Consider the following 19,001-nt stretch of genomic DNA (forward strand, 5'->3'; position numbering starts at 1 on the left):
CATGGAACAAAGAACTAGCGGATGGCGACACCCCGATCGCGGTCCACGACGAGTTGGTTCGCAATCTTCAGCGCAAGATCCGCCTTGGGGGCGGTGGCGTCTGCGCCGACCTCAACCGCAAGATCAGGTTTCGTACTGAATATACGCCCCCCAACCATGATGCAAACCCGCGGGTTTCGGGAGACGTTCCGCAGCGCAGCAATGATCGAGGCGAGTCGGGCAATATTGCAGTCGCATGTGGCGGTCAATCCGACGACGTCGAACCAGCAGTCCGCCGCACGCTTGAGCAATTCGGAGGTGCTGACCTCACATAGCCGGTCGGTGTCCCAGCCATGCCGCCGAAACAGTTCCTCGATCACCACCGTTCCGAAGCTGTGCTGGTCTCCCGGCACCGCTGCAAACAGCGCCCGGTGCGCCTCCCCGCCCGCAATCCGCTCGGGCGGCAATCGCCCCGAAATCTCGTGGACGATCTCCTGGAGCCGCCACAATCCCATCGTCACGTCGACGAAGTCGTAGCGATCGTCCTCCCAATACTGCCCGAGCATACGCGCCGTCGGCGCCAGAAGCTCGACGAGCAAGGTATCGAAGGTTACCCCCCGGGCGAGGATCGCCTCCACGTGGACGAGAAGTACATCAGCCTCCACCAGCAAGACCAAAGGCGCGAATTCCTCGATCTCGACCGCACTGATCGCTGGTTCGCTGACTATCGGTACGACCGCCGCCAAAGGCGCCGCATGCGCGACCATCAAGCGCGGAATGATCTCGCCCTCAATTACGGCTGACAGCGATCTCGCGCGGTCTGCGTCAATCGACAGGCCGAAACCGGGCAATCTTTTCGGCACCGGCGGATTAACCGCAACATGCCCATCCACCCTGATCGTCAAAGCCATTTTCGGCTCTCCCAGCCAATCGGCATCCGCCCCCTGGGAGCGACTATTATTTTATTCGACTCGGAACTTATGCCTCTTCCGTCTCACTAGCAACCAACTCCGCCACCCCGCACCGTCGAGTGTCATAATATATTGACGTCAAAATATATTGACACTTCGCGCCGCATCGGCCTAGTCTCCGGCAGATCAAAAAGGGGGGAGCGATGCGAGCGAATGACCCCATCTTCGCAAGGGCTGAGCGCGGTATTACCCCGCAACTCTACACGCCCGAGGAACGCCGCCGGCGAGACACCTCACGCTGGACGCTGGTGCAGGGTGTGCTCGCGCCTATCCAGTTCCTGATATTCCTCGTCAGCCTGGTGCTGGTTCTTCGCTATCTTGCGACCGGCGATGGCGCAGCGGCGGCGACCGTGTCGATCGTGATCAAAACGATCGCGCTCTACGCAATCATGATCACCGGTTCGATCTGGGAAAAGCAGGTGTTCGGCAAATGGCTGTTCGTCCCTGCCTTCTTCTGGGAAGATGTTTTCAGCATGCTCGTGCTGGCGCTGCACACCGCCTATCTGCTGGCGCTGTCGGTCGGCTGGGGCACCGAGCATGATCGCATGCTGCTCGCCCTCGCAGCCTATGCGACCTACGCGATCAACGCGACGCAATTCCTTCTGAAACTACGGGCAGCGCGCCTGCAGACGCCGCCCTCCAGCATCGCCATGGCGGCATGAACGCCGCGCTGCCCCTTCCGTCACTGGGCTGCGAAACGGCGCCCGTGCTGCGCGAGCGCGGCCAGCGTGAAGTGTTTTGCGGGCTAACCGGCATCATCTGGCTGCACCGCAAAGTGCAGGATGCGTTCTTTCTGGTTGTCGGATCTCGCACCTGCGCGCACCTGCTCCAGTCGGCTGCCGGTGTCATGGTGTTCGCAGAGCCCCGTTTCGGAACCGCGATCATCGAGGAACGCGATCTTGCCGGAATGGCCGACTGCAACGAGGAACTCGATCGGGTGGTCGATCGGCTGCTGGCGCGGCGGCCGGACATCAAGCTGCTCTTCCTCGTCGGATCCTGCCCTTCCGAGGTGATCAAGCTCGACCTGTCGCGCGCGGCGGCGCGCCTTTCGGTCAAGCATGCCGGAGCGACCAAGGTCCTGAATTACTCGGGTTCGGGTATAGAGACCACGTTCACGGAGGGCGAGGACGCCTGCCTTGCCGCCCTGGTGCCGGATCTGTGCGCAGATGCCTCCGAGGCGCCCAGCCTGATGGTCGTCGGCGCGTTGCCCGATGTGGTCGAAGATCAGTTCCTCCGCCTCTTCGCCGCACTCGGCATCCGAACCGTCCACTCGCTTCCGGCGCGCCGATCCGACGCAATGCCTCCGGTGGGGCCGAACACCCGTTTCCTGCTCGCCCAGCCCTTCCTCGGCGAGACCGCACGAGCACTCGAGGACCGCGGCGCCATCCGCCTGGACGCGCTGTTTCCGTTCGGCGCCGAAGGAACGACCAGCTGGCTGCATGCCGCAGCGGCTGCGTTTGCGGTGGATGAGCTGCATTTCCGCCGGGTCATCGCGCCAGGACGCGAACGGGCGAAGCGCGCCATCGCCCACTGCCGCGAGCGGCTGGCGGGGAAGCGCATCACCTTCCTTCCCGACTCGCAGCTCGAAGTGCCGCTCGCGCGCTTTCTCGCGACTGAACTGGGCATGCTGCCGGTCGAAGTCGGCACGCCCTATCTCCATCGCCGTCATCTCGCGCAGGAACTGGCGTTGCTGCCCGCTGGGACGCTGATCAGCGAAGGCCAGGATGTCGACAAACAGCTCGACCGCGTCCGCGCCGCACGACCGGACCTTACAGTGTGCGGCCTCGGTCTTGCCAACCCGCTCGAGGCGGAAGGCCTGACGACGAAGTGGGCAATCGAACTGGTGTTCTCGCCGATCCATGGCTTCGACCAGGCGGGCGATCTCGCCGAACTCTTCGCGCGTCCGCTTCGGCGGCGCGACGTGCTGAAGGTTTGATGCGATGCAATTGACCGTCTGGACCTACGAAGGACCACCGCATGTCGGCGCAATGCGGATCGCGACGGCGATGGAGGGCGTGCACTACGTCCTGCACGCGCCGCAGGGCGATACTTACGCCGACCTGCTCTTCACGATGATCGAGCGCCGGGGCAAGCGCCCGCCGGTAACCTACACCACCTTCCAGGCGCGCGACCTGGGCAAGGACACCGCGGCGCTGTTCCAGAACGCCGCGCGCGACGCGTTCGCGCGCTTCCAGCCTCAGGCCATGCTGGTCGGCGCTTCCTGCACCGCCGAACTGATCCAGGACGATCCGGCAGGCCTCGCCGAAGCGATGCGCCTGCCCTGCCCGGTCATCGCGCTCGAATTGCCGAGCTATCAGCGCAAGGAGAACTGGGGCGCAGCGGAAACCTTCTACCAACTGGTGCGGACGCTCGCCGACCCGGACGCGCGGCCGGCGCCACGCGACGGCCGCCGGCCGCGCGCCAATATCCTCGGGCCCACTGCGCTCGGCTTCCGCCATCGCGACGACGTGATCGAAATCACGCGGCTGCTCGATACGCTCGGCGTCGATGTCCATCTCGTCGCGCCACTCGGCGCGTCGCCGGCCGAGGTGAAGCGGATCGGTGCGGCCGATTTCTCGATCTGCCTTTATCCGGAAATCGCCGACACCACCTGCCGGTGGCTGGATCGTCAATTCGGCCAGAAGACCGTCCGCACCGTGCCGATCGGCCATGGCGCGACCCGCGATTTCGTTGCCGAGGTCGCAGCGCTTGCCGGCGTCGACCCGGCGCGCGCGCTCGATACGTCCAATCTGCCGTGGTGGAGCCATTCGGTCGATTCCACCTACCTGACCGGCAAGCGGGTCTTCATCTTCGGGGATGCGACGCACGCGATCGCGGCAGCCCGCGTGGCGCGCGACGAACTGGGGTTCGAAGTCGTCGGGTTCGGCTGCTACAATCGCGAATTCGCACGTGACGTTCGCGATGCCGCGAAGCTTTACGGCCTTGAGCCGCTGATCACCGACGATTACCTGCTCGTCGAAGACGCGATCCAGGCACTCCAGCCGGAACTGGTGCTCGGCACCCAGATGGAACGCCACATCGCGAAACGACTGCGCATTCCCTGCGCCGTGATCTCCGCGCCGGTCCACGTGCAGGATTTTCCGGCGCGCTATTCGCCGCAGATGGGTTTCGAAGGTGCGAACGTGCTGTTCGATACCTGGGTCCATCCGCTGGTGATGGGCCTCGAAGAGCATCTGCTTACGATGTTCCGCGATGACTTCGAGTTTTCCGATGCAAGCGGCGCCAGCCATCTGGGCCACGGCGCGGCCGGGCAATTGCCGCCGGCAGCCTTGGATGAACGGGCGGCGGTGGCAGTGCAGGAGCCTGCCGCCGATCCATCCACCCCCGCCTCTCCGATCGCGGGGCAGGATCGCTGGACCGCGGACGCGCAGCGCGAGTTGCTGAAGATCCCGTTCTTCGTGCGCGGCAAGGCACGGCGGAACACTGAGAAGTTTGCCGCCGAGCAAGGGCTGGCGACGATCACCCTGGAGACCCTCTATGACGCAAAGGCGCATTATGCCCGGTAGCGCATGCCTCCACGTCGTGATCGTGACCCTCGACAACCACCTCTCGGGGGCGGTGGAACGCGCTGCGGCGCATTTCGTCGCGGACGGCGCAAACATCACCATCGGTTTCCACGCTGCGGCTGATTGGGACCGGGACCCGGCGGCACTGACGCGCTGCATCGCAGACATCGGTCGCGGCGACATCGTCATCGCGACGATGCTGTTCCTGGACGATCATATTCGCGCCGTCCTTCCCGCGCTGCAGGCAAGGCGTGAGGATTGCGCGGCGATGCTGGGGCTGATGTCGGGCAGCGAAGTGGTTCGGCTCACGCGTCTCGGGGCCTATCGTATGGACAAGCCGGCCAAGGGCCCGCTTGCCCTGCTGAAGCGGCTGCGTGGCTCGCCCAAGCCGGGCGGATCATCGGGCGCGGGCCAGATGAAGATGCTGCGCCGCCTGCCCAAGATGCTGCGTTTCATCCCCGGCACCGCGCAGGATGTTCGCGCCTATTTTCTGACGCTGCAATACTGGCTGGCTGGCAGCGACGACAATGTCGTCGGCATGGTTCGCGCGCTTGCGCACCGCTATGCGGGCCATGCCACGCGCGCGGACTCGCCACGCGACTATCCCGATGTGGGGATCTACCATCCGAAGCTCGCAGCCCGGATGACCGATCGCATCGACGCGTTGGCCGCGGCCGGCGCGAAGCAGGGCACGGTCGGCGTCCTGATGCTGCGATCCTATCTGCTCGGGCGCGATACGGGCCATTATGATGGTGTCATCGCGGCCTTGGAAGCCCGCGGCCTGCGCGTCATCCCCGCCTTTGCGAGCGGCCTGGATTCACGTCCGGCAATCGAGGCCTATTTCATGAAGGATGGCCGGGCGACGGTCGATGCAGTCGTCTCGCTCACCGGCTTCAGTCTGGTCGGGGGGCCGGCCTATAACGATGCCCGGGCGGCGGAGACGGTTCTTTCCCAGCTCGATGTTCCGTACATCGCGGCGCATCCGCTTGAATTCCAATCGCTCCAGAACTGGGGCGCCGGCCGTCAGGGGCTGCTCCCGATCGAGGCGACGATGATGGTCGCGATTCCCGAACTCGACGGTGCAGTGCTGCCCAGCGTGTTCGGCGGCCGTGCCGACGGCTCCGGCGACGCCTGCACGGGCTGCGGTCGCGGCTGCACCTTCCCGACCTCGGGCCTGTCGCGCGAGATGCGTTCCTGCCCTGAGCGGGCAGAAGCGCTTGCTGCCAAAGTCTCCCAGCTCGTTGCACTGCGGCGCTCTGCCCGCGCGGAGCGCAAGCTGGCCATCGTCCTGTTCAATTTCCCGCCGAACGCCGGCGCGACGGGTACGGCCGCGCATCTCGCGGTTTGGGAGTCGCTCCATGCGACGCTCGGCAAGCTCTCCGCAGAAGGCTATGCCGTCGCCATCCCGGCCGACGTCGACGGCCTGCGCGAGCGCATCCTCAATGGCAATGCCGCGCGCTACGGTGCCGATGCGAACGTTCACGCGCACATTCCGGCCGACGAGCATGTTCGCCGCGAACCGCATTTGGCGGCGATCGAAGCGCAATGGGGTCCGGCACCAGGCAAGCAGCAGAGCGATGGCGGATCGATCCATGTCCTCGGTGCGCAGTTCGGGAACGTCTTCGTCGGCATTCAGCCCGCGTTCGGCTATGAGGGCGATCCGATGCGGCTGCTGTTCGAGGGCCGCTTCACTCCCACCCACGCGTTCAGCGCCTTCTATCGCTGGCTCCGCGAGGATTTCAGCGCCGATGCGGTGCTGCATTTCGGCACCCACGGCGCGCTGGAGTTCATGCCCGGCAAGCAGACCGGCCTGTCCGGCGATTGCTGGCCTGAGCGGCTGATCGGGCATCTGCCCAACATCTATCTCTATGCCGCCAACAACCCCTCCGAAGGTCTGATCGCCAAGCGCCGGGGCGGAGCGACGCTCGTCAGCTATCTTACCCCCCCTCTCGCCGAGGCCGGGCTCTACAAGGGCTTGAACGATCTGAAGGCGCTGCTCGAGCGCTGGCGCTCGTCACCATCGGACGAAGAGCGCCGCGTGCTGGAACCGATGATCGTGGCATCTGCCGCGGCAAGCGATCTCGAAGCGGGTGACATCGAGGCCCTGTGGGCGCGGCTTTACGAGCTTGAGTGCGAACTCATTCCGGAGGGTCTCCACATCCTCGGCGCGCCGATGTCTGCCAAGACCCGCGCGCAGCTTGCCGCTGCCGGCGCCGACGCGGACCTGGATATGGACAACCGCGAGCTCGACGCACTCGTCCATGCGCTGGACGCGGGCTTCGTCCGCCCCGCGCCGGGAGGCGACCTTCTGAGAAATCCGGAGGTGTTGCCGACCGGTCGCAACATCCACGGTTTCGACCCCTTCCGCATCCCCGGCACCTATGCGATGGCCGAAGGCGCGCGTCAGGCCGATGAACTCATCGCGCGTCACACCGCAACCGCCGCCTTCCCCGAAACGCTGGCGATGGTGCTGTGGGGCACGGACAACCTCAAGTCCGAAGGTACCCAGATCGCCCAGGCGCTCGCGTTGATCGGCGCGCGCCCCCGGTTCGACGGCTATGGCCGCCTCGCCGGCGCGGAACTGGTGCCGCTCGCCGAGCTGGGTCGCCCGCGGATCGACGTTATCGTCACCCTGTCCGGCATCTTCCGCGACCTGCTGCCCTTGCAGACCCGGATGATCGCCGAGGCCGCCTGGATGGCCGCCAGCGCCGACGAGCCGCTCGATCGCAATTTCGTTCGCAAGCACAGTCTCTCCCACGCTGCCAAGCATGACTGCGACCTGGAGACCGCAGCGCTGCGGGTCTTCTCGAATGCGGAAGGCGCCTACGGCGCAAACGTCAACATGCTGATCGACGATGGCGCATGGACCGATCCGGACGAAATCGCCGAAGTGTTCGAGCGCCAGAAGGGCTATGCCTATGGCCGCGCCGGCGTGCCGACGCGCCATGCCGAATTGTTCAAGACGGCGCTGGCAGGTGTCGATCTCGCCTATCAGAACCTTGCATCTTGCGGTCAGCCCGATCTGGTAGTCCAGAAGGGCGACCGCCGGGGGTGGCCACCCCCGGCGGTCGGACGGACGGGACCGAGTGTCCCTTGGTTCGAGCCGTAGTCGAGATCGGTCCGTCCGTCCCTTCAAGTCTGGCCTGAACAGATGAAGGGGAGCAAGTCCCGTATGCAAGGAAAGGTCGAGGACAAGTCGCTGCCGGAGGTCCATGTCGGCGTCGATGTGAGCAAGGCCAATTTGGACATCCACATTCACCCGGTGGGCGAGCAGCTGCGGGTGAGCAACGACAGTGCCGGGCATGACCGCCTGGTCGAGGTGCTCGGCCGGTTCGCGGTGAAGCTGGTGCTGATGGAGCCGACGTCGCGCTATCATCGGGACGTCCAACGCCATCTGCATGATGCCGGACTGCCGGTGGCGCTCGTCAATCCGCTGAGGGCCAGGCTGTTCGCCGAGGCTGCCGGCAAACTCGCCAAGACCGATGCGATCGATGCCGCCATGCTGGCATTGATGGCCGATCGCTTCGGCCTCTCGGCATCCGAGCCGGTGAGCCGGCGGCAGGAGGAGCTTCAGGAACTCGTCAGCGCCCGCACCGCGGCGCTCGCCGAACAGACCGCGCTGCGCAACAGGCTCAGCGTCACGCAGGGCAGCTTCCTCAAGAGCGAACATAAAAGAAGGCTGAGCTCGATCGCCACGCATATCGATCGCATCGAGGTGAAGATCGAGGAACTGATCAAGGCTGATGCCGAGATGACGCGCAAAGCCAAAATCCTGCGATCCATCCCCGCCATCGGCCCCATCAGCACCCAGGCCTTCCTCTCATACCTCCACGAACTCGGCCGCATTACCAACAAGCAGGCCGCAGCCCTCGTCGGCCTCGCGCCCTTCGCCCGCGACAGCGGCGGCATGCGCGGCAAGCGATCCATACGCGGCGGACGCGCCGAGCTCAGATCCACCCTCTACATGGCCGCGCTCGTCGCCAGCCGCCGCAACCCCGACTTGAAGCGCTTCTACGATGGCCTTCTCGCGCGCGGAAAAGCTCCAAAGCTCGCCCTCATCGCCGTCGCACGAAAACTCGTCGCGCTTGCCAACACCCTCATCACCAAAAATCGCGTGTGGGCGCCCAAACCCGCTTGACCTGGAAGACAGATGCTCGACTCCGTCGAGCTGGGCGTGACCGACATCGACCATTATGTCGATGCTCTCGGCGGCATCAGCCGTTCGATCACCCGCGCCAAGGGGAGCAGCGCACCGATCTACATCGTCGACTCCACGCAAGGCACCACCAAGGTCCGCACATTGTCGGAGCAGGTCGATCTCGAAACGCGCACGCGGATGCTCAATCCGATCTGGTTCGAAGGCATGCTGAAGCACGGCTTCGAGGGTGTCCGGAACATCGAGAGCCATGTCACCAATACCATGGGGTGGTCGGCGACCACCGGCCAGGTCCAACCCTGGATCTACCAGCGGATCACCGAGACCTTCATGCTCGACGCCGAGATGCGCGAGCGGCTCGGCGCGCTCAATCCGAAAGCTTCGGCGCGGGTCGCCAACCGCCTGATCGAAGCAAGCGACCGGCAGTTCTGGGCACCCGACGCCGCGACGCTCGCGGCGCTCCATGCTGCCAGTGACGAACTCGAAGACCGCCTCGAAGGCATCACCGCGGTGGCGGCATAAGGAACATATCATGGCCCTGCTCGATCCCCCCGTCCGCCGCCGCGACACGCTGATGACTTCCCGGAACCTCGATGGAGAAGGCAGTGTCCAGGTCGGGCTCGATCCGAGCGATCGGATCGGCACCGCGAAGGTCTTTGCGGTCTATGGCAAGGGCGGGATCGGCAAGTCGACCACGTCGTCCAACCTTTCGGCCGCGTTCTCGCTGCTCGGCAAGCGGGTGCTGCAGATCGGCTGTGACCCCAAGCACGACAGCACTTTCACCCTCACCAAGAAGCTGATGCCGACCGTGATCGACGTCCTCGAGACCGTCGATTTCCACAGCGAGGAACTGCGCCCCGAAGATTATATGTTCGAGGGCTATAATGGCGTGATGTGCGTCGAGGCGGGCGGCCCGCCGGCCGGCACCGGTTGCGGTGGCTATGTCGTCGGGCAGACGGTCAAGCTGCTGAAGCAGCACCACCTCCTGGAAGACACCGACGTCGTGCTGTTCGATGTGCTCGGCGATGTCGTATGCGGCGGCTTTGCCGCGCCGTTGCAGCATGCCGAACGCGCCGTGGTCGTCGCCGCCAATGATTTCGACAGCATCTTCGCGATGAACCGGATCGTGGCGGCGATCGAAGCCAAATCCAAGAACTACAATGTCCGGATGGCCGGCGTGATCGCCAACCGTTCCGCCGCCACCGACGAGATCGATCGGTTCAACGCGGCGACCGGCCTGAAGCGGCTCGCCCACTTCCCAGATCTCGACGCGATCCGTCGTTCGCGCCTCAAGAAATGCACGCTGTTCGAAATGGAATCGACCCCCGAAGTCGATGCCGCCTGCCTCGAATACAAGCGCCTCGCCGCCCTGCTCTGGGCCGGATGCGACCCGCTCGAGGCCAAGCCGATGAAGGACCGCGACATCTTCGAATTCCTGGGATTCGAATGACATGACCACGGCGACCTACGATCGGTTCCGCGAGAGGCTGGAAACCTATTTCGACCGTACCGCGGCGAAAGCGTGGGAACAGTTGACATCCGACGCGCCGGTCAGCGGCATCCGCGCCACCGTCCGGGCCGGGCGGACGGAGATGCGCGACACGCTCCTCTCCTGGCTGCCGAGCGACATGCGTGGCCTGCGCCTGCTCGACGCCGGTTGCGGCACAGGGGCGCTTGCGGTCGAGGCCGCGCAGCGCGGAGCCGAAGTGGTTGCGATCGACGTCGCGGGAAGCCTCGTTGCGTTGGCCCGCAAGCGCGCACCCGCAGGATTGGCCATCGACTGGCGGATCGGGGACATGCTCGATCCCGCGCTTGGCCAGTTCGATCATGTGGTCGCGATGGACTCGCTGATCCACTACCAGCGTCTCGACATCGTCCGCGCGGTGACGCGGCTCGCAGCGATTGCGCGCGGATCGGTCGTCTTCACCTTCGCGCCGCAGACGCCGCTGCTCATGGCCATGCTGGGCGTCGGCCGCCTCTTCCCACGTGGCGACAAGTCGCCGGCGATCCTCCCGGTGCGCGATCGCGTGCTGCGCTCCCTGATTGACGAAGCGATGCCCCATGCCCGGATCGGACGGGATCGGCGGATCTCGGCGAGCTTCTACACCAGCCATGCGCTCGAGGTGATGACCGGATGAGCGGACTGACCGCCCTGAAGGATTCGTTGGCGCGCGCCACGCCACGGCAACGCGTGGCCGTGGCGGCCCGCGTCGAGAGCCTGAAGACCGGTTCCTTCTGGAACGGCGTCGGCAGCGCATTCCTGCCGTTCGCCGATGCCGCGACGGTCGATCTCCCGCTCAGCCGCATCCTGCGGCTGTCGCTCTTTCAGATCTCGGTCGGCATGGCGGCGGTGCTGCTGACCGGCACGCTCAACCGGGTAATGATCGTCGAGCTTGGCATGTCGGCAAGCGTCGTCGCCGCGATGGTATCCCTCCCCCTGCTGTTCGCGCCGCTGCGCGCGCTCATCGGTTTCAAGTCGGATCATCACACATCCTTGCTTGGCTGGAAGCGCGTCCCCTTTATCTGGTTCGGCACGCTGCTGCAGTTCGGCGGATTGGCGATCCTGCCGTTCGCGCTGTTGGTCATGACAGGCGGCGGGACCGGTCCCACCGCCCTCGGCCAGATCGCCGCGGCGGCAGCATTCCTGCTGGTCGGCGCCGGCATGCATACCACGCAGACGGCGGGTCTCGCACTCGCAGCCGATCTCGCCCCCGACGAAGCACGGCCGCGGGTCGTCGCTCTGCTTTACGTGATGCTGCTCGTTGGCATGATGGTCAGCGCGATCGTGATCGGTCGCCTTCTTGCAGACTTCACCCCCACCAAGCTTGTTCAGATCGTCCAGGGCGCCGCCGCTTTGACGATGATCCTCAACCTCTTCGCCTTGTGGAAGCAGGAGGCGCGCAATCCGCGTACGGCGCAAGCCCGAGACGCGCAGCCCGCGTTCCGCGACGTCTGGGCGGTGTTCGTCGCGCGGCCGAAGACGATGCGACTGCTCGTCGCGGTCGGGCTCGGCGCAGCGGCCTTCAGCATGCAGGACGTGCTGCTCGAACCCTATGGCGGCCAGATCCTGGGTCTATCGGTCGGCGGCACGACCTCGCTGACCGCGCTTTGGGCGATCGGCATGCTGGCCGGCTTTGCCTTCGCAGCCCGGCGTCTCGGCGATGGCGGCGAGCCGCATCGGCTGGCCGGCTTCGGCGGCGTGATCGGCATCGGCGCGTTCCTGCTGGTTCTGTTCGCGGGCCCGCTTCATGCGATCACCTTGCTGGGCATGGGCGCGGTCGCCATCGGAATTGGCGGCGGGCTCTTCTCGGTCGGTACGTTGACCGCTGCGATGGCGATCTCCGACGACCATGCGCTCGGTGGCCGTACCGGTCTCGCCTTGGGCGCGTGGGGCGCCGTGCAGGCGAGTTGTGCCGGGGTGGCGATCGTGACGGGCGGATTGGTGCGCGATCTGGTGTCGGCGCTGGCCGTGAGCGGGCATCTTGGCACCACCCTTGCCGGGCCCACGACGGGATACGCGCTCGTCTATTGCGTCGAGATCGTACTGCTCGTCGCCACCCTCGTCGCGCTCGGGCCGCTGGTTCGCCGCGACGCTGCCGCGTCTCCGGCGGCCGCTCCGCGCTTTGGCCTCAATGCTTTCCCGATATGAAAGGGTTACTCCCATGCATCCCAACCTGACCCCCGGGATCGATGTCGCCCTTCTGGTGTTCTGGGCGTTCGTCCTGTTCTTCATCTGCCTGGTCTTCTACCTTCGCCGTGAAGACCGCCGGGAAGGCTATCCGCTCGAAGACGAATTGACCGGCGATCTCGACAGCGTCGGCGGGGTGCTCCACACCGCGTCCACCAAGTCGTTCCTCCTGCCGTTCGATCATGGCATCGTGACTGCCCCCACCCAGGGCCGCGAGCCGGTCGACATCGCGGCGAAACGCACCGATCGCTTCGCGGGCGCACCCTATGCGCCGATCGGTGATCCGCTGGTCGACGGCATCGGGCCGGCGGCTTGGGCGAACCGCGCCAAGCGGCCGGATATCGACATGGAGGGTCATCCCCGCATCGTGCCCATCGGCAATGCGCCGGGCTATCATGTTGCGCGCGAGGACTCGGATATGACGGGCTGGCCGGTGGTCGGTGCCGATGGCGCGGTCGCCGGCCACGTCGCCCGCCTGTGGATCGATACCGCCGATCGCCTCGTGCGCTACATCGAACTTGCGGGCGAAGGCAGGCCGTTGCTGGCGCCGATGATGATGGCAACCGTCCATCGCCGTGGCCGCCGCGTCGTGATCGACGCGATCAACGCGGCGCAGTTCGCGGGCGTGCCGCGGTTGGCTTCGCCCGACCAGATCACGCTGTATGAGGAAGAGCGCGTCCAGGCCTATTTCGGTGGCGGCTACCTCTATGCAAATGCCGGTCGGCAGGAGCCATTGCTGTGACCGAATATGAGAACGAGCCGATCCGCGGCCTGCCGGGCCCGTTGCCCGAGGGCGAGCAGATCCTCTGGCAGGGCGCGCCGGACTGGCGGTCGCTGGCGCGCACGGCCTACCGGACGCGGCTGGTGGCGGCCTATTTCCTGCTTCTGGCGCTCTGGGCCATCGCCGGCGCGACGATCTTTGGCGGAGGCTATCTCGGCGTCGGCATGACGATCGGGCTCGGCAGCATCGGCGTGATCCTGCTCCACGTGCTGGCCTGGTCTTCGGCGCGGACGACGGTCTACACGTTGACAAATCGCCGGATCGTGCTGCGCATCGGTATCGCGGTTCCAAAATGCGTCAATCTGCCGCTTGGGATGATCGGCTCGGTCGATCTTGCCACGCGCGCCGATGGAACCGGCGACGTATCGCTCGTTATAATGGGGCCGGCCAAGCTTGGTATCCTCGCACTGTGGCCCCATGCGCGCCCCTGGAAGATCGCCAAGCCGCAGCCGATGCTGCGCGCGGTTCCCGATGCGAAGGCTGTCGCCCAGCAGATCGCGCGCGCCTGCCGTGCCGCCGACACCGCCCGCCGCGGCGCGACGATGACGTTGCGCACCGACCCCGCACCGAGATTTGCAGAGGCGGCCGCAGCATGAGCACGCACAGCCACGCCGATATGCTTCCGCGCGGTACGTTGATCCTCGCCGGGACGCTGGTGCTGTTCGCCTTCACCGCCACCGCGACCGTCCGCATCGCCCACATTCCGGCGGCGGCGTCTCCAGCCGCGATGCGCGCGGCCCAGCAGATCCAATTGGTGTCCTCGCGCAACCTGCGCTTTTCTGATCGCGCCGACGGTGCGGTGGTCATCGTGGATGCCGACAGGGGCGGTACGGCGTCGATTGTCGAGCCCGGGCAGCAGACCGGCTTCATCCGTGGCGTGATGCGCGGTCTCGCGCGCGAACGAAGGATGCGCGGGATCGGTGACCAGCCGCCCTTCAACCTCTCCCTGTGGCGCGATGGCCAGCTGTCGCTGACGGACAGCGTGACAGGCCGCTCCATCGAGTTGACTGCCTTCGGATCGTCCAACCGCGCCACGTTCATGGCGCTACTGCCGGAAGGCCCGGCGGCATGATCGCGCTGCGCCGCACCTGCTTCGACACGCCCTGCACGGTCGAGCTGGAGCATAGCGACGAATTCCTGTGCGCGCATGTCGCACTGGCCGGCGACGTGGCCATCGGCCCGGGCGACCGCGTCCGCGTCCATGGCGCGCCGATCAGCGTGGGTTTCGGCGAGCGGCGTGTCGTCGAACGGATCGCAACGGTCGAACGGGCGAGCACCGTCGAGCGGTGGTGGACCAAGTTCGCGGGTCATTTCGAAATGGCCGAACTCTACGAAGTCAGCTTCAGCGATCGGAAGATGCCATGAACGCGATTGCCCCGATCAAGCCCGCCGTGAACGCCGATACGATGGCGATCGCGCGCGAGGACACCGTGCTGAGCCCGCGCTTCTACACCACCGATTTTGCGGCAATGGACCGGATCGACGTGTCGGCGGTCCGCGATGAGTGGGATGCGCTGATTGCCGAGATGGCGAGCGACCCGAATCGCCTGCACTTCAAGCGCACGGAAGCCTTCGATGGCGTGATCGAGAGCCTGCCGGACGGCCTGCGGGAAGAGTTCACGGATTTCCTGGTCAGCTCGCTGACCGCGGAATTTTCGGGCTGCATCCTCTACGCGGAAATCGCAAAGCGCGTATCGAACCCGGACATCAAGCAATTGTTCAAACTGATGAGCCGCGACGAAAGCCGCCATGCAGGTTTCATCAACGATACGCTCAAGGACGCCGGCATCGGCATCGACCTCGGCTTCCTCACGCGCACGAAGAAATATACCTACTTCAGGCCGAAATTCATCTTCTACGCGACCTATCTCAGCGAGAAGATCGGCTATGCACGCTATATCACGATCTTCCGCCACCTGGCGAAGCATCCAGAGCTGCGCTTTCATCCGATTTTCAACTGGTTCGAACTCTGGTGCAATGACGAGTTCCGGCATGGTGATGCCTTCGCGATCCTGATGCGGACCGACCCCAAATTGCTGACCGGCATCAACGCGCTGTGGATCCGGTTCTTTCTCGTCGCCGTCTACGCCACGATGTATGTGCGCGATCACAATCGTCCCGCCTTTCACAAGGCGCTGGGGATCGACCCGACCGATTATGATCAGCGCGTGTTCTCGATCTGTTCCGAGATTACGCGCCAGGTCTTTCCCGTCGTCCTCGACACCGACAGCCCCCGGTTCGCGCACGGGCTCGAGCGGATGCGCCGGATTGCCGGTGCGATCGATGCGGCCAAGGCCCAGGGCGGCGTGATCGGCACGGTCAAGCGGGTCGGGCTGATCGGCGCCGCCGCCCTTGCATTCGCGCGGCTCTACCTCACGCCGGTCAACCGCAACACCGCGCCGGCGACCGTTCGACTGGTCCCGGCCTGGTGAGCATCCCCCCACTTTTCTTCGCGCTGCTGATGTGGTTCATCGGCACTGCCACGATCGTCTGGCTGGATAGCCGGCCGCGCGAGACGTTCCGCACCAGCCTGACGCTTGCGGGAATCGCGGCGATCGGCGCCGTCGTGCTGGTCTGGGTGAAGGCCGACGATGCCAGCGCGAACGCGGCCTATCTCGGCTTTGCCGCGGCGATTGTGATTTGGGGCTGGCACGAGATGAGCTTCCTGATGGGCGCCGTCGCGGGCCCCAACCGCTTGGAATGCCCGCCCGAGGCAACCGGCTGGCGGCGCTTCACCTTGGCGACCGCGACCGTGATCCATCACGAACTGGCGATCGCCGCGACTGCGATCCTGTTGTTCGCGGTGACGTGGGGCGAACCCAATCAATCCGCACCGCTTACCTTCCTGCTGCTGTTCGTTTTGCGCGTATCCGCGAAGTTCAACCTGTTTCTCGGCGTCCCCAACCTCAGCGACGAGGTGTTCCCGGAGCACCTCGCCTATCTGAAAAGCTATTTCCGTAAGGCGCGCTGCAACCTGCTGTTCCCCGCTTCGATCCTGTTGGGCAGCGGGATCGCCGGTTGGGCCTGGACTGCCGCGGTATGGGCGCCCGCCGGCAGCGGCGCCCATGCCAGCGGGATGCTGCTGGCCGGGCTGGCCGTTCTCGGCGTGGTGGAACATCTCTTCTTGGTTTTGCCGCTGCGTGACGCCAAGATGTGGCGCTGGGCTTCGTCATCCTCCACCAAGGCGTCAAAAAAATCCGTGATCATCGACCTTTAATCGGGGAAGATAGCATGAACTACGAAGCATTTTTCGCGGCCGAGCTGTCCAAGCTCAAGGATGATGGCCGTTATCGCATCTTCGCCGAACTCGAACGCAAGGCCGGCGCCTTCCCCGCGGCCGAGCAGTTCGTTGCGGAGGGGACCCGCCCCGTCACGGTCTGGTGTTCGAACGACTATCTGGGAATGGGCCAGCATCCCAAGGTGCTCGACGCGATGCACGACACGCTCGATCGCTGCGGGGCCGGTGCCGGCGGAACGCGTAACATTTCCGGTACGACCCACAGCCACGTCGTGCTCGAGGCGGAACTGGCCGATCTCCACGGCAAGGAAGCTGCCCTGCTGTTCACGTCGGGCTATGTCTCGAACTGGGCAGCGCTGGGTACGCTCGGCGCACGGATCCCCGGCTGCGTGATTCTGTCGGACGCGCTCAATCATGCGTCGATGATCGAGGGCATTCGCCACAGCCGGGCCGAGGTGCACAAGTTCACGCACAATTCACCCGAGGATCTCGATCGTCGGCTGTCGCAGCTCGATCCCGAACGGCCAAAGCTCGTCGCGTTCGAAAGCGTTTACTCGATGGACGGCGACATTGCCCCGATCGCGGAGATCCTCGACGTCTGTGAGGCGCATGGTGCCATGTCGTATCTCGACGAGGTGCACGGCGTAGGGCTTTACGGTCCGCGGGGCGGCGGCGTAGCGGAACGCGAGGGGCTGATGGACCGCGTGACCGTGATCGAGGGAACGCTCGGCAAGGCGTTCGGCGTCATGGGTGGCTATATCGCATCCTCGGCCGCCCTGTGCGATTTCATCCGCAGCTTCGCCAGCGGATTCATCTTCACCACGGCGCTGCCGCCCGCGCTTGCCGCCGGCGCCGCTGCCAGCATCCGTCACCTCAAGAGCAGCCATGTCGAACGCGCCCGTCATCGCGATCGGGTCGCTCAAGTTCGCCGCCGTCTCGATGCCTTGGGCATCCCGACGATCGACAATCCGAGCCACATCATCCCGATCATGGTCGGCGACGCGCACAAGTGCAAACGCATCAGCGACTGGCTGCTCGAGCATCACGGCATCTACGTTCAGCCGATCAATTATCCGACCGTGCCCGTAGGCACCGAGCGATTGCGCCTCACGCCGTCGCCGGTTCACACCGATGGCGATATCGACAGGCTGGTGACCGCGCTCAGCGAGATCTGGTCCCAGTGCGAACTCGCGCGGCGGGCGCTCGCCGCCTGAGTGTCAGCGGCGGGCCTGCACCGTCGTGCCGCAATCACGACGGTGTGCCGCGCGGATCCGTTTGGCCGGACGCATCGTAAGCAGCGGCTTGCCTCCACCTTGCGGCCCTGAGCGCAACGCCGCGTCTCCGCGCCCCGATCGATCCGCCGGCGTGCCACCATCTTGCCTACGGGCGCTACGGCGGCGACGCTATTCGATCATGTGCCGGCGCGCCCAGCGCAGGCCCAGGGCCACGCCAACCATGACGAGCGGCACCGCGACCGCCATGCCGATCTCATGCGGAATGATCTCGACCACGCCCAGCAGATAGCCGATCAGCGCGACCAGATAATAGCTGATGGCGACGACCGAAAGCCCCTCGACGGTCTGCTGCAGCCGCAGTTGGAGCTGCGTGCGACGATCCATGGACGAGAGCAGGTCGCGATTTTGCCGTGCGAGGGCGATGTCTATGCGCGTGCGCAGCAATGCGCTCGTCCAGGCCGCGCGCTGGGAAAGGTCATCGAGCCGCGCCGAGAAAGAGTTGCAGGTCCGCAAGGCCGGCATCAGCCGGCGCTCGGTGAAATCGTCGAGCGTCTGATAGCCGCGAACCACGCCGATCCTCAGGCTGGCCAGTCGATCGATGCTGAGTTGCGCATAGGCGCGCGTCGCCATCATCCGGTAGCGCGTCTCGGCGACCAGTCGTGCGAGCTCGGCTGAAAGGAAGGTCAGTTCGTCGAGCAGGCGATCATCTTCCGACGTGCGTTCGGACACCGCCTGGGTGAGTTCGGCGAGGCGCGTCTCCAGGCTGTTGACGGCAGGGGTCAGGCGCTGCGCAAGCGGCAGGCCGAGCAGCGCCATGTTGCGATAATTGCCGAGTTCCTGCAGCCTGAGCAGGAGTTGCGCCGGCTCGTCGCGCTGGAGTCCGCGATCACGGATAAGCAGTCGGCCGTAACCGTCGTCGTTCAACCGAAAATCGGACACGATCTGCGCCAGGCCGTCTGCCACGTCGCAGAAGATGGTCGCCTCGTCCGAGAACCAGTGCGCCACGTCCGCAGCGGAGCGATCCGATCCGCCGTCATGGACGAGTGCGATCTGCGTCGAGCGGATGATTTCGCCCGGCATGCCGTCATAGACCTGGCCGCGCAGGGGATCGAAATCGCTCGGGTGGAAGGGTTCGGCCGTGCTGCCGGGCCGCACCAGCGTGTAGGTCGCGAACTCGGTGTGCCGTTCCCAGATCAGGGTGATGCCGCCGATCGCGACAATCGTGAATTTGGCGGACAGCGGGACCAGAACGGTCGCTTCTGCCATCAGCGCCTCGATGTGCGCGGTCGCGGCCTCCGTATTGGCCTCCGCCAGCACCGTCACGATCTGCATCGCACGGCAGGGAACCGACAGCCGCGGCAGGCGGCGGACGTGCATTTCCTGCGACAGGGCGGCGCGCAGCGGATGATCGCGGATCGTCATGCGC

The 19,001-nt window shown here is 65.4% G+C and carries 17 protein-coding genes and 1 pseudogene; 16 read left to right on the plus strand and 2 right to left on the minus strand.

Annotated features, from left to right (window positions below; all coding sequences use genetic code 11):
• Positions 1–14 precede the first annotated feature (14 nt).
• Positions 15–890, minus strand: coding sequence for a cobalamin B12-binding domain-containing protein (locus NX02_RS17560; protein ID WP_025293512.1), 876 nt, complete (start codon positions 888–890; stop codon positions 15–17).
• A 203-nt stretch (positions 891–1,093) separates the two neighbouring features.
• Here NX02_RS17560 and bchF point away from each other — a divergent pair, with 203 nt between their 5' ends.
• The 16 genes and pseudogenes from bchF (at position 1,094) to hemA (ending at position 17,554) form a co-directional block, all read left to right on the plus strand.
• Positions 1,094–1,612 (plus strand): 2-vinyl bacteriochlorophyllide hydratase, encoded by a 519-nt coding sequence (gene bchF, locus NX02_RS17565; RefSeq protein WP_025293513.1) that lies wholly within the window; start codon positions 1,094–1,096, stop codon positions 1,610–1,612.
• Positions 1,609–2,886, plus strand: a complete 1,278-nt coding sequence (locus tag NX02_RS17570) for a ferredoxin:protochlorophyllide reductase (ATP-dependent) subunit N (RefSeq protein ID WP_025293514.1) — start codon at positions 1,609–1,611, stop codon at positions 2,884–2,886. The genes bchF and NX02_RS17570 overlap by 4 nt, the downstream gene beginning before the upstream one ends.
• A 4-nt stretch (positions 2,887–2,890) precedes the next feature.
• Positions 2,891–4,477, plus strand: coding sequence for a ferredoxin:protochlorophyllide reductase (ATP-dependent) subunit B (bchB, locus tag NX02_RS17575; protein WP_025293515.1), 1,587 nt, complete (start codon positions 2,891–2,893; stop codon positions 4,475–4,477).
• Positions 4,467–7,586 carry a magnesium chelatase subunit H gene (locus tag NX02_RS17580; RefSeq protein ID WP_025293516.1) on the plus strand — a complete coding sequence of 1,040 codons (3,120 nt, stop codon included), beginning with the start codon at positions 4,467–4,469 and terminating at the stop codon, positions 7,584–7,586. The genes bchB and NX02_RS17580 overlap by 11 nt, the downstream gene beginning before the upstream one ends.
• A 63-nt stretch (positions 7,587–7,649) precedes the next feature.
• Positions 7,650–8,615, plus strand: a complete 966-nt coding sequence (locus NX02_RS17585) for an IS110 family RNA-guided transposase (protein ID WP_025290252.1) — start codon at positions 7,650–7,652, stop codon at positions 8,613–8,615.
• A 9-nt stretch (positions 8,616–8,624) separates the two neighbouring features.
• Positions 8,625–9,155, plus strand: a pseudogene (locus tag NX02_RS17590) (cobaltochelatase subunit CobN); the annotation flags it as partial.
• A 10-nt stretch (positions 9,156–9,165) separates the two neighbouring features.
• Positions 9,166–10,083 carry a ferredoxin:protochlorophyllide reductase (ATP-dependent) iron-sulfur ATP-binding protein gene (gene bchL, locus NX02_RS17595; RefSeq protein WP_025293518.1) on the plus strand — a complete coding sequence of 306 codons (918 nt, stop codon included), beginning with the start codon at positions 9,166–9,168 and terminating at the stop codon, positions 10,081–10,083.
• A 1-nt stretch (position 10,084) separates the two neighbouring features.
• Positions 10,085–10,771 carry a magnesium protoporphyrin IX methyltransferase gene (bchM, locus tag NX02_RS17600; RefSeq protein WP_025293519.1) on the plus strand — a complete coding sequence of 229 codons (687 nt, stop codon included), beginning with the start codon at positions 10,085–10,087 and terminating at the stop codon, positions 10,769–10,771.
• Positions 10,768–12,282, plus strand: a complete 1,515-nt coding sequence (locus tag NX02_RS17605) for a BCD family MFS transporter (RefSeq protein WP_039996658.1) — start codon at positions 10,768–10,770, stop codon at positions 12,280–12,282. The genes bchM and NX02_RS17605 overlap by 4 nt, the downstream gene beginning before the upstream one ends.
• A 13-nt stretch (positions 12,283–12,295) precedes the next feature.
• Positions 12,296–13,063 carry a photosynthetic reaction center subunit H gene (gene puhA / locus NX02_RS17610; protein ID WP_025293521.1) on the plus strand — a complete coding sequence of 256 codons (768 nt, stop codon included), beginning with the start codon at positions 12,296–12,298 and terminating at the stop codon, positions 13,061–13,063.
• Complete coding sequence (gene puhB, locus NX02_RS17615; protein ID WP_025293522.1) at positions 13,060–13,698, plus strand: photosynthetic complex putative assembly protein PuhB; 639 nt, start codon at positions 13,060–13,062, stop codon at positions 13,696–13,698. The genes puhA and puhB overlap by 4 nt, the downstream gene beginning before the upstream one ends.
• Positions 13,695–14,174, plus strand: coding sequence for a photosynthetic complex assembly protein PuhC (gene puhC / locus NX02_RS17620; protein ID WP_025293523.1), 480 nt, complete (start codon positions 13,695–13,697; stop codon positions 14,172–14,174). Before puhB ends, puhC begins: the two co-directional genes overlap by 4 nt.
• Positions 14,171–14,467, plus strand: a complete 297-nt coding sequence (locus NX02_RS17625) for a hypothetical protein (RefSeq protein ID WP_025293524.1) — start codon at positions 14,171–14,173, stop codon at positions 14,465–14,467. Before puhC ends, NX02_RS17625 begins: the two co-directional genes overlap by 4 nt.
• Positions 14,464–15,534, plus strand: a complete 1,071-nt coding sequence (gene acsF, locus NX02_RS17630; RefSeq protein WP_025293525.1) for a magnesium-protoporphyrin IX monomethyl ester (oxidative) cyclase — start codon at positions 14,464–14,466, stop codon at positions 15,532–15,534. Before NX02_RS17625 ends, acsF begins: the two co-directional genes overlap by 4 nt.
• On the plus strand, positions 15,531–16,319 hold the full coding sequence (puhE, locus tag NX02_RS17635) for a putative photosynthetic complex assembly protein PuhE (protein WP_025293526.1): 789 nt from the start codon (positions 15,531–15,533) through the stop codon (positions 16,317–16,319). Before acsF ends, puhE begins: the two co-directional genes overlap by 4 nt.
• Positions 16,320–16,333: 14 nt before the next feature.
• The gene (hemA, locus tag NX02_RS17640; RefSeq protein WP_025293527.1) at positions 16,334–17,554 is read left to right on the plus strand and encodes a 5-aminolevulinate synthase; all 1,221 of its coding nucleotides are present in this window, start codon (positions 16,334–16,336) and stop codon (positions 17,552–17,554) included.
• A gap of 189 nt (positions 17,555–17,743) precedes the next feature.
• On the opposite strand, the gene NX02_RS17645 is transcribed toward hemA, so the two are convergent.
• Positions 17,744–18,997, minus strand: coding sequence for a DUF3422 domain-containing protein (locus tag NX02_RS17645; protein WP_025293528.1), 1,254 nt, complete (start codon positions 18,995–18,997; stop codon positions 17,744–17,746).
• Positions 18,998–19,001: the final 4 nt, after the last annotated feature.

Origin of the sequence: Sphingomonas sanxanigenens DSM 19645 = NX02 (assembly GCF_000512205.2) — a bacterium.
In the GTDB taxonomy this organism is placed as follows: domain Bacteria; phylum Pseudomonadota; class Alphaproteobacteria; order Sphingomonadales; family Sphingomonadaceae; genus Sphingomonas_D; species Sphingomonas_D sanxanigenens.

Coding starts and splice junctions, on each gene's coding strand:
- NX02_RS17560 (WP_025293512.1), bottom strand. CDS start 890: ATGGCTTTGACGATCAGGGTGGATGGGCATGTTGCGGTTAATCCGCCG.
- bchF (WP_025293513.1), top strand. CDS start 1,094: ATGCGAGCGAATGACCCCATCTTCGCAAGGGCTGAGCGCGGTATTACC.
- NX02_RS17570 (WP_025293514.1), top strand. CDS start 1,609: ATGAACGCCGCGCTGCCCCTTCCGTCACTGGGCTGCGAAACGGCGCCC.
- bchB (WP_025293515.1), top strand. CDS start 2,891: ATGCAATTGACCGTCTGGACCTACGAAGGACCACCGCATGTCGGCGCA.
- NX02_RS17580 (WP_025293516.1), top strand. CDS start 4,467: ATGCCCGGTAGCGCATGCCTCCACGTCGTGATCGTGACCCTCGACAAC.
- NX02_RS17585 (WP_025290252.1), top strand. CDS start 7,650: ATGCAAGGAAAGGTCGAGGACAAGTCGCTGCCGGAGGTCCATGTCGGC.
- bchL (WP_025293518.1), top strand. CDS start 9,166: ATGGCCCTGCTCGATCCCCCCGTCCGCCGCCGCGACACGCTGATGACT.
- bchM (WP_025293519.1), top strand. CDS start 10,085: ATGACCACGGCGACCTACGATCGGTTCCGCGAGAGGCTGGAAACCTAT.
- NX02_RS17605 (WP_039996658.1), top strand. CDS start 10,768: ATGAGCGGACTGACCGCCCTGAAGGATTCGTTGGCGCGCGCCACGCCA.
- puhA (WP_025293521.1), top strand. CDS start 12,296: ATGCATCCCAACCTGACCCCCGGGATCGATGTCGCCCTTCTGGTGTTC.
- puhC (WP_025293523.1), top strand. CDS start 13,695: ATGAGCACGCACAGCCACGCCGATATGCTTCCGCGCGGTACGTTGATC.
- NX02_RS17625 (WP_025293524.1), top strand. CDS start 14,171: ATGATCGCGCTGCGCCGCACCTGCTTCGACACGCCCTGCACGGTCGAG.
- acsF (WP_025293525.1), top strand. CDS start 14,464: ATGAACGCGATTGCCCCGATCAAGCCCGCCGTGAACGCCGATACGATG.
- hemA (WP_025293527.1), top strand. CDS start 16,334: ATGAACTACGAAGCATTTTTCGCGGCCGAGCTGTCCAAGCTCAAGGAT.
- NX02_RS17645 (WP_025293528.1), bottom strand. CDS start 18,997: ATGACGATCCGCGATCATCCGCTGCGCGCCGCCCTGTCGCAGGAAATG.